Consider the following 9733-nt stretch of genomic DNA (forward strand, 5'->3'; position numbering starts at 1 on the left):
TATCATTATTATTCACTTAGATTTCTATACAAAGAGGTATTGACAAAATATACTCCCTTCTAACTTGTTACGAATGCACTGCGCCTGGGTGCTGACGAAGTGGTCGTCTCCCGCAATGCCGACGAAATGCAAAAGCACGCTGGCAGCTTCGATTTCATTCTCGATACTGTCTCCGCCAATCACGACATCAACGCCTATCTCAACCTGCTTCGCCTCGACGGCAACATCACCCTTGTCGGCGCACCTGAGAAGCCCCTGGAGGTCGCGGCATTCAGCCTGATCATGGCCCGCCGCAGTCTCTCGGGCTCTAACATCGGCGGCATCGCTGAAACCCAGGAGATGCTCGACTTCTGCGGCGAACATAACATCGTTGCCGATGTTGAAGTCATCCCTATCCAAAAAGTCAATGAAGCCTACGAAAGACTGCTTAAGTCCGATGTGAAATACCGCTTCTGTATCGATATGGCATCCCTTAAATCTGAATAACCGAGGCAGCCCCTAGAAGGAGTAACGATGCAGAAGCATGAACTTGGCAACAGCAACCGCTACTTGCAGAGGAGGTGAGTGTGGATACCAACCGTTTGGAGGCATTCAGCGACGGCGTGTTCGCGATCGCAATCACCCTGCTAGTGCTCGAAATCAAAGTGCCACCACCGAGCACAGCGCTCGGGGCAGAACTCCTCAATCTCTGGCCGTCTTACCTTGCCTACGTGGTGAGCTTCCTGGTGATCGGCGCAATCTGGATCAACCACCACGCCATGTTCAAACACATCGTCCGCGTGGACGGAATGCTGTTGCTGCTTAACGTCCTCCACCTGATGCTCATTGCATTCCTGCCGTTCCCAACGGCCGTGCTCGCCGAAGCGTTTCACCGGGGAACGGACGAGTCGGTTGCCGCTGCGTTCTACGGTGGCATCTTGACCGTCATCGGTATCTTCGTCAACCTCATGTGGCGGTACGCGGCTCGTGGGAATCGGTTGATCGGTAACCACCTCACGCCAACCAAGATCCGAAAAATCAATCGCCACTTCCTCTTCGGACCGGCCATTTATGCGATCGCCACCGCGATCGCGCTGGTCTTACCCTGGCTGGCCGTGCTGGTCTTCATCCTCCTCAACCTCTTCTATCTATGGCCTCGCTGGGGTCATAAGACCGCCCTGTCTCGCATCGATGACCCTACGGTGAACCCCGATCTCCGCGAAAACGACTAACAACGACGAGATCGATCGACAGCGAACAATATCAATTCCACATCAACGGAGAAAAACAATGCAAACGCGCAAACTTGGCAACAGCAATCTGGAAGTCTCCGCGATCGGGCTGGGCTGCATGGGAATGAGCTTTTCCTATGGCCCGCCCAAAGACAAACAGGAGATGACTGCTCTTCTGGGGGCTGCGGTCGATCGCGGAATAACATTCTTTGACACCGCCGAAGTCTACGGCCCGTACTTAAACGAAGAGTTGGTGGGTGAAGCCCTCGCTCCCTTCCGCGACCAAGTGGTAATCGCCACCAAATTTGGATTCGACATCAGTCCGAATTCCGATCCCCGTGGCATGAAGGGTTCACCCGGACTCAATAGCCGACCGGAGCACATCAAGGAAGCCGTAGAGGGATCGCTCAAGCGGCTAAAGGTGGAGGCGATCGACGACGCAACTATTAAAATTTGGGATTTGTCAGGTCACTTATGTAAGACTCTTATTGGTCATGATAAGGGAATTACGGCGATAGCAATAACCTCAGATGGACAAACTGCCATCTCTGCCTCGCTAGACAAAACTTTTAAAATCTGGGATTTAGAAACTGGACAGCAACGGTGCAGTTTTTCAACTGAAGATGAAAATGTTAGTGCGCTCGCTGTTACACCAGATAGTCGATATGTGATTTCTGACTTTGATAAAAAACACCTTAAGGTATGGGATTTAAAAAATGGTGCTGAACGGTTCATTTTGAGTGGACATAGAAGCTACGTCACAACAGTTACAGTGACATCAGATGGAAAATACGCTATCTCTGGTGCAGAAGATGACACTATCATAGTTTGGGATTTAAAGAGTGGAGATTTGCTGTTTGGCTTATATGCTCACACGGCTGCTGTTACAGCAGTAGCTATTACACCAGATAGCAAGTATATTCTCTCTACTTCACGCGACCATACTCTCAAAGTTTGGGACTTCGCAAGTAGGTCAGTTATTTCTAGTTTTAGCGGAGATAGTACACTCCATTCCTGTGCCGTGGCCCCAGATGGAGTAACAATTATTGCAGGTGAAGAATCAGGTCAGTTGCATTTCCTTTTCTTCGAGAACCTTCCACGGCAACATCTTCAAGCTAAAAGCGCTTTCAAAGCGTTGTTACTTGAAAACCAATGCGAAAAAACAAGCAATAAAGGGAAGAAAGGCTTTGGTAATAGCTTCAATTAATAGATTTGTAAAGATTCTAACGCTAAAGCGATCGCCTCTTTTACCGGCAGTATTGCTACCAACTCTGGGCGCAGATTCGCTCGACGGATCAGTTGCCATTCTTGCGGAGAAATATGATCTTGACGAAAACACTCTGCTGCCCACCACACTCGACGCACAGCAAATTCTTCTCGATTTTCAACGACTTCAGCTAATACTTGAGCCGTTAGAGGTAATCGATCGAGGTGCTTCTGGACATTCGCTAGTTGACCAATCTCTCTAGCGATCGCAGATACAGTTATTTGTACAGGCTTACCAGCAGGATATTTTAAACGTTCCGCAGACAATCTCGCTGCTTCTGACCACTGGCGATCGCGAGTTTCCCAATCTACGCGAGGTGGACTGACTACTTTTTGGCGTGGGGGCATATTTGCTTTTAGCCACTTGCAATCGTTCCTGTACAGCCACATATAAACACGAGGTAACTTGCTCCTTAACTCTTTACCTCCAGCGTCAGGGTTTTCGTGTTTGAGAGTCAACCATGCCATCCGATTCTTTTCCAAATCATTGTCCGTGCTTGCAGGAAAAGCATCTGTGTGTGGAGTATATTTAGGTTGAATTTCGTTTGTGGGCCTTTTAGTGGGACGAGGGAAAGGTAGCTGTAATCGAGTTGCGTGCAGTTTAATAGTACGAGGATCGACTTCGAGATGACGTGCGATCGCTCGCAGACTAACGTTTGTATCTGCCCATAATTCGTGCAACGCTGATTCCCAGACATGACCATAAGATTCTACTTGGCTGTATTGATACCAATGCTCATTAGAGTGATCGGGGCCAATTCTAGAATGGACAAAGCCACAAATACAGGCAAATGTACCAATAGGTTTGCCATTTTCTTTGCTATAAGATAAACGATATTGCTTAATACTTCTTTTTCGGAAGCGATCGCAAACGGGATTTAAGCAAGGCCAAGGTCCTTCTCCAAAAGGCTGAAACTCTTCAGGGAGTTGAAAAAATGTTTCGGCTGTGTGTCCTAAAAACTGTATTAGCAGCAGATGGTGTAAGGGATGTTGTGCGCTTTTAGGAGAACGAACTAGCCGGAATAGCCAATTATGTTGACTGTCATCATCGACTTCACAATGAAGTAAGTTTAAAAGATTAGCTGAGTAATAGTATTTGAAAGCCTCTAGCAACCTACTTGTATGAACCCTACCACTATGGGTAGCCAGATCGCGATCGGCTAGTAGCCTTATGTAACGATTCCGGAAGGATTCAAGTCCAGAAATTAAATTGGGCTGATTTAGCAGCCAAGCAGCATCACTAGCAATCTTTAAAAGAGCTATATGAGAGGGATTTGATAAATTTAACGAGCGCCGTAAAGTTGAATGTATTGCTTGCTCTGCGGAGACAAACTCATGGCGAGTCTTCCGGTGTGATATTTGGGCATTACTATTTTCTAGAAAGACGGCATGAACTGGGCAGACTTCTACGCCAGGAACTTGGTGAGTACGATGCCAGTAGTGATCGCCAAATTGCTTTTTATTTTCCTCAGTACATACAGGGCAAAATCGCAGGAACTTTGGGGAAGGAATACTGTTAGCCATGATACCCAAACGCCCTGAAACCAACGTTTTGTTATTTCCTTGCATATCATCCTGCAAACGTTTTATACGATTTGGAGGATGAAATGGGCTGTAAAAAGGTAATAGCGTGTGATTATCTATTAGCTGCTCAACTTTGTAGTTATGTCCAACAGGTATAGCTGCCAAAAGACTGTTGAGATGAGCGGGTAAGTCAATAATTGCTAAAGCAGTACGGGTTCCGAATAATTCTTTAACTATAAGCTTTTTATCGGGATACTGCGTCAAATATGAGTATCTTGCACAGATACTATAGAGCAGTTCATCGGGATAGGGATCGGGAAAAAAGCCAATCATATTACATTGTAAATTTAAATAATTTCTAGGGATTGAAGTGCTTCTTCAATAGCACTGCTAACTTGTGGAGTCGTTGCTATTTTCTGGCTTACACTAGCTCGTAATAACAACTTAGTACGCTTCGGATAAATTCCTTCACTACGAAAGCAATCTGCTGCCCACCAGATACGTCGAATTGCAAACTCCTCATAAGTTTCCACTACTTCAGTAAGTACCTGAGCAGTTTGCGGTAGTTTATGAAGCTGATGCTGAAGTAATCCTTTTTGACCTAAATCCCGACCAATAGAAGATATCGTTATATGCGCGGGACGACCAGAGGATGTCTTTAACTGCTCTGCTGAGCGCTTAGCTTTTATAGCTAATTCAGCATCTCGTTCTTCCCAGTTCACCCCATAAGAAGAAGGTAATTTTTTCACCTTACGAACTGGTAAATGTTGTTCTAGCCATTCCAAATCGTTTCTTCGTAACCATGTATAAACTCGTCTAAAATCAATTTGTAGTTGTCTGCGTCCTTTTTCAGGATAATTTTTCCTAATATCTAGCCACTCTTCCCTATAAGAGGCTAGTTTATCTGGTGATATTGTTTTAGGCTCCTGCGGATTTTGTAGGGGCGATACGAGTAAATGAGACATTTTAGCCGTAGGCCCTGAGCGTGGAAAATTAAGGTTTAAACGCACAGCTTGTTTTTGAACAGTACGCCAATCAAACCCAAGTTTTTCTGCTACTTCAGTCATGCTGAGGGTTGAATCTTCCCAAAGTATCTTCAGCGTTTCATCCCAAACCTTTCCATATAGCTTGACTCGACCAAACCGATATTTATCTTCTGGATCTTTGTCGGGCCCTTTACGTTGATAGGTAAACTGACAATGCGGACAGCTAAATACACCAATTGGGCTACGATCATGGGAATCATAACGAATATGGTACTCTTCAATCGTAGATTGTTGGAAGTAGCAGCAGGTGGGATTCAAACAAAACCAATTACCTTTGCCAAAAGGTTGAGATTCTTCCGAAATATGAAAAAACTCTTCAGCAGTCAATTGTAGAAAATTTATAAGTAACAAATGACGCAGCGGATGCTGAAAGCCCTTTGTACTACGTACTAAACGGAACAACCAGTTTTGCTCACTTTGCTCATCCAATTGCGATTGAAGTAACTGTAAAATTTCAGCATTATAATACTTTGAGAATGCTTCTATCAGTTGCTGCAAACGGTTCATTCCACTGTAAGTTGCTAAATCTTTTTCTGCTAATAGCGATTGATAACGCTTCCTAACTGATAGCAGGTCAGAATTTAAATTTGGGTGGCTAAGTAACCACTGTGCATTCCTAGCGAGATTGAAAAATACTTTATGGCAAGGATTTGATAAATTAAGCGCCTGGACTGCTGTTTTCTTAGGGATCACTTGTTCAGCAGCAACAAATTCATGATTATTTTCTCTGTCCCTTGCCTTTACGGAACTATCGTGCAAAAAAATACCATGTATTGAGCAAACTTCTACACCAGGTACTTGATGAAGGCGATGCCAATAAGTTTCCCCAAATTGTTTTCTATCTTCTTGAGCACATACAGGACAGAACTTCAACCAGTCAGGTTGTTTTACTCTACTTGCCATAATTCCTGCACGCCTGTGGATTACCGAAGTTTCCTTACCTTTCATGTCCTCTCGTAGATGGCTCTGACGTTCCTTGGGCAGAAAGGGAAGATAAAAAGGTAGCAGGGTATGCTCATCAATTAATTGATCGGCAGTGTAATTATGACTTGGAGGTAAAACACTAATTAGATAACCTAACCGATTAGGTAAATCAATTGTGGCGATCGCACTACTCGAACCAAACAATTGTTGAATAGTTGCCGCATGGTTGGGATACCTAACTCGATCTTGATAGCGAGCGCAAACACTATAAAGTATTTCATCGGGATAGGGATCGGGGAAAAAACTAATCATACAGCAACCTCTTCTAAAAGATACTCTGTTGCAGGCCGAACATACCCAGCCTGTTTTAGGGCTTCATAGGCAGCAGTTTTACATTTTGTTCCATGCTCCACAATTTGTATTAAGCCCTCTGGTTTTGAAGTAGACTGACGGCTTTTCCGATTTTTTTTATTAGAATTCTCAATTGAAGTATCTGAATCTAAACCAATTTGCGAATTTTCTAAATTAGAAGCAGAAACTAATGTATCTTCTTGAATTAATTCATTTGCTATTTTATTTTTAATCAGAGGAGAAGAACTTATTTTCCCAGTAACCCTAATGTCTTTTTGAGCTTGTTCAATGTAAGTAATAATGTCAAGAGGATGAACATCTTCAACATTTTTTAGAATATTGATATTATTAGTTCTTAGGGCAGACAAAATAGGCTGTGCTAAACGAAGACTATCTGCGGCTACTGACCGAATAATGCTCTCAGTTATCACTTCTTTTTCTGTAACGATTGCTCTTACTTGAGCTAGCAAATATACTTTGACAGCAAAATCAGTAATTCCTTGAGTAACGTCATAGAGAGCATGGCAAAGTTGAGGAGTCAGAGAACAAGATTTACGAACATACTGATATCGCCAAAGGGATTCAACAAATAGCTCCCAAATTTCATCCTCTGCCATCCTATCCCACACTAAGTCTCCCTGTCCACTACCTCGGCGAGTTTGGCGGAATTCTCCACTCAAAATTGACATAGCTTTGTATGTACCAACCAAAACTACAGGAATCCCAATAGTGTTAACCAGTTGGACAAAAAAGTTGAGCATTTTTCGAGAACCACCACTTTTAGATTCACTCAAATGCTGGATTTCATCGATAACAAGAACACCAATACAGTGTATAGAAGCAACTCGCGCCATTGCGGGAATTAACTGATCGACAGTACGATAGCCTTTAGTGTAGTTTTTTAAATATTCTGTGCCTAAAAGTTCATCAACCGCTTGGAAAAAGTTGAGGCAAAGTCCTTTGATAGAACCATCATGGGGGCACTCTAAATTCAGCCAAACTATTTGCATTAAGGTAAAATTTTGTTGGGCATAACGGGTGTGAGTTATTACTTGGGGATAGAGAGAAAGAACTGAACGTACAGCCGTTGTCTTTCCTATTCCGCTAATCCCGATGATAGTAAAACCTGTAGCTGTTGAATGGGAATTACTCTGATACGTTCGATTAGAGCTTAAAGCATCTAATTGCTTGTTAAAGTTTGTCTTAAATTCTGGAGTAATCGGGTTTCTAGCTCGATAACCTGACCGAATCATGCGCGAAAATCTCTGTTCTAAATCTAAATGGACTGGAAGTGGCTCGACAAATTGCTGTATATTTTGCACCAAATGTAAGCGTAGATGGTTAGATAGTTGGCGTTCTTCCTCAGCATAATCTGGATAATGAGCCATAAAATTCATGGTTTCCTCCTCGGAATAAATTGGAGGTAATGCTTCGATTAGTGGATTATTCCGATAAATAGAAAGTTGCGGATCTTGATAGGTGGCTGGTACAACTTGCCCTTTAAATGCTAAAAGTGATGGAATCGCAAAATTATTAGTCATTTTTCCACTTTTTCTCCCGTAGTTTACGTAATTTGTCGATAGGTTTAGGCGGCGCTACATAACCATCATCATTGTCTTCAGATTGAGGAACAGACGGTAGAGAAATTACTTGTCCGGGTTGAGGAGGAAGTTCCTCATTGCCCAGTTTCCAAGCTCCTGCATCTCGTTCATTTTCCCGTTCTAGTTTCCGGTTTTCTCGAATATCTTTAAGGCGCGATCGCTTACTCTGACCAATCTGATGTTTCTCCGTTTGTTCTGTTGCTTCCAAAACTAGATGCTCTAATTGAGCATGAAAAGTAGCTTTTGATTGCTGTTGACGAGTATTAGCTATTTCCTGAGCCTGTTTTTGTTCCTCAAAGTAGTCCATAACTTCATGCCAATCTCGTCCTTTGAATCTTTGATCGGCTTCGGTAAGTTGACACACTTCCAAGTGTCTACTTTCATTTAACCGCAGGTAGATAATGTCAAGAGATCGAGGCTCGTAAGCAATAGAAACTTTCCATCTTCCTTGCATTCTTGCCTTGACAAACCATTGTTCTCGTAAAGCCAGTTCGCAGGTATAGTACAACCCTTTGTAGTAAATTCCACGAGCAGTGACGGAAGCCTCTGCTGTTGGAAGGAGGTTTAAACGTACAATATCTGGTGTCATTTGACGGAGATGACCGCTTCGGTTTTGGATACCCCAGTTCCACAAGTCAACTGGATAGGGTTCAACATTATCCTGAATCATAAATTCATCCATCCGATACCAATTCATTTGATGGTCTTTGTTATGCTCAAGGACGCAAAGAACCATCAACTTGCGAAACTGCTGCAAATCTAAAACAGCATCAAGACGATAGTCTTTATCTCCTCTTTCACGAGTTCGTTTGACTGCTCCTGGTATCCAATGAATGGTTGTGTCGTTGATGAGGCGAAAATTTCGCTCAACGATGCCTTTCCAATCGGCTCGATAGGGAGGTGTGTTAGAAACTCTAATATTCAGAGCATTGACTAAGTTATCAGCGTTATAGCCTTCTAATTCACCACGATCAGCCAACATCGCTTCCGGCAGATGATGACATGGCCAGTCTTCCGGGTTAATTTCAACTCCGTACTCTTTACAGAAAGCTACCTTATCAGTAGTTGCATTCTCCAAAGCAAGCATGGCTCCTAACCAACTTGGCCCTTCCAAACTGACACTTAATCCAGTAATCATTCGGCTAAAAGTGTCAATGATGATATAAATTACTGGGCGGCCGATGATGCGATTGCGATCTAGAAAACTGACCAGATAAATATCACCAATAGTGGCATCGATTTGATAAATTGACCCAGGGCCAAAAGCCATCTGAGTTGAATCTCCAAGAACCGCTCGATGCCTTAGATTAAAGCGACGTTTGCCTTCACGGGCTATTTTTTCCTGGCTAATATCTCGCTCTTTCTCGTACCAATAGCGGAATTGGGCAAAACTAGGTAATTCGGTCGCAGGGGGTAGGACAGGAACTAATACCCCATCTCGCGTTTCATAACCTTTATGGAAGAAACGTTCTAGTGTTAGCTGATAGGTATCTTTGAGGGTTCTTCCGTTTTGGTTTTCATAAAAGGTTTTGAGACCTCGTAGAAATTTTTTCTTGATGGCGGCATTAACATTAACTCCAAGCGTTGTCTTAGTTACTTGTGAGAGCTTACTAGGACGACCTCGTTTTTGGCCATCACTTTTACGCTCTTTCCCTTTACCACCACGTTTGTCAAACAGGGGTAAGAGGGCATTTTTTGTCTGTCCTCCTTGCCAGTAACGTCGCAGATAACTGTATAAGCTGTTGTGCCTTTAAATAGGGTATAATAAAAAATTAGTTTAGTCAATTTATACAAAAATGCCAGCTAAAAA

7 protein-coding genes are annotated in these 9733 nt (G+C 43.3%); 3 read left to right on the forward strand and 4 right to left on the reverse strand.

Annotated elements, in window-relative coordinates:
• Window positions 1-84 precede the first annotated feature (84 nt).
• From QUA90_RS29435 to QUA90_RS29445, 3 genes are all read left to right on the forward strand, one after another.
• A complete protein-coding gene (locus tag QUA90_RS29435) occupies window positions 85-486 on the forward strand; it encodes a zinc-binding dehydrogenase (RefSeq protein ID WP_333448685.1) in 402 nt (133 codons plus the stop codon).
• A gap of 80 nt (window positions 487-566) precedes the next feature.
• Complete coding sequence (locus tag QUA90_RS29440) at window positions 567-1211, forward strand: TMEM175 family protein (RefSeq protein ID WP_333448683.1); 645 nt, start codon at window positions 567-569, stop codon at window positions 1209-1211.
• A gap of 58 nt (window positions 1212-1269) precedes the next feature.
• On the forward strand, window positions 1270-2418 hold the full coding sequence (locus QUA90_RS29445) for an aldo/keto reductase (RefSeq protein ID WP_333390303.1): 1149 nt from the start codon (window positions 1270-1272) through the stop codon (window positions 2416-2418).
• Here the strand turns inward: QUA90_RS29445 and QUA90_RS29450 are convergent.
• From QUA90_RS29450 to QUA90_RS29465, 4 genes are read right to left on the reverse strand one after another with little or no spacing between them, the layout of a single operon-like run.
• Entirely contained in the window at window positions 2415-4334 is a 1920-nt protein-coding gene (locus QUA90_RS29450) for a TnsD family transposase (RefSeq protein WP_333390301.1), read from the reverse strand. The genes QUA90_RS29445 and QUA90_RS29450 overlap by 4 nt on opposite strands.
• A 14-nt stretch (window positions 4335-4348) precedes the next feature.
• Window positions 4349-6283: a TnsD family transposase gene (locus QUA90_RS29455; protein ID WP_333390299.1), complete on the reverse strand. Its 1935-nt coding sequence runs from the start codon at window positions 6281-6283 to the stop codon at window positions 4349-4351.
• Entirely contained in the window at window positions 6280-7863 is a 1584-nt protein-coding gene (locus QUA90_RS29460; protein ID WP_333390296.1) for an ATP-binding protein, read from the reverse strand. Before QUA90_RS29460 ends, QUA90_RS29455 begins: the two co-directional genes overlap by 4 nt.
• Window positions 7856-9193 (reverse strand): Mu transposase C-terminal domain-containing protein, encoded by a 1338-nt coding sequence (locus QUA90_RS29465; protein WP_333448684.1) that lies wholly within the window; start codon window positions 9191-9193, stop codon window positions 7856-7858. Before QUA90_RS29465 ends, QUA90_RS29460 begins: the two co-directional genes overlap by 8 nt.
• Between the last annotated feature and the right edge of the window lie 540 nt (window positions 9194-9733).

Source organism: Microcoleus sp. D3_18_C4, from assembly GCF_036702355.1.
Taxonomy (GTDB): Bacteria; Cyanobacteriota; Cyanobacteriia; order Cyanobacteriales; family Microcoleaceae; genus Microcoleus.

Coding starts and splice junctions, on each gene's coding strand:
- QUA90_RS29445 (WP_333390303.1), top strand. CDS start 1,270: ATGCAAACGCGCAAACTTGGCAACAGCAATCTGGAAGTCTCCGCGATC.
- QUA90_RS29450 (WP_333390301.1), bottom strand. CDS start 4,334: ATGATTGGCTTTTTTCCCGATCCCTATCCCGATGAACTGCTCTATAGT.
- QUA90_RS29455 (WP_333390299.1), bottom strand. CDS start 6,283: ATGATTAGTTTTTTCCCCGATCCCTATCCCGATGAAATACTTTATAGT.
- QUA90_RS29460 (WP_333390296.1), bottom strand. CDS start 7,863: ATGACTAATAATTTTGCGATTCCATCACTTTTAGCATTTAAAGGGCAA.
- QUA90_RS29465 (WP_333448684.1), bottom strand. CDS start 9,193: ATGGCTTTTGGCCCTGGGTCAATTTATCAAATCGATGCCACTATTGGT.